This window comes from Streptomyces sp. AC558_RSS880 (genome assembly GCF_019049255.1).
Lineage (GTDB): Bacteria > Actinomycetota > Actinomycetes > Streptomycetales > Streptomycetaceae > Streptomyces.
This window is the reverse complement of record NZ_JAGMUJ010000231.1, coordinates 1-228: the sequence shown is the minus strand read 5'-3', so window position 1 is coordinate 228 and position 228 is coordinate 1. Positions and strand designations below refer to the sequence as shown.

General features: G+C 71.5%; 1 pseudogene. It reads left to right on the top strand.

Features of this window, described 5'->3' with window-relative positions:
* Nucleotides 1-65: 65 nt before the first annotated feature.
* Nucleotides 66-228: pseudogene (locus KUM38_RS43970) on the top strand (sugar ABC transporter permease); the annotation flags it as partial.

The following is a 228-nucleotide window of genomic DNA, read 5'->3' as shown; positions in this document are numbered from 1 at the left end:
ACAGCTCGACACGGACGGCTTCATCAAGGCCATGCAGGCCCTCCCCACCGAGTGACGAACGGCTCATGACCACAAAGATCACGAGCGCCCGGCCCGCCGCCGGACCCCGCAAGGGGGCCCGGCGGCGGCCGCCCGCCTCGTCCGCAACGAAGGTGGGACGCCCCGGCTTCGCCTGGGCGCTGCCCGCCGCAGTGTTCTTCGCCCTCTTCGCGATCACCCCGCTGATCA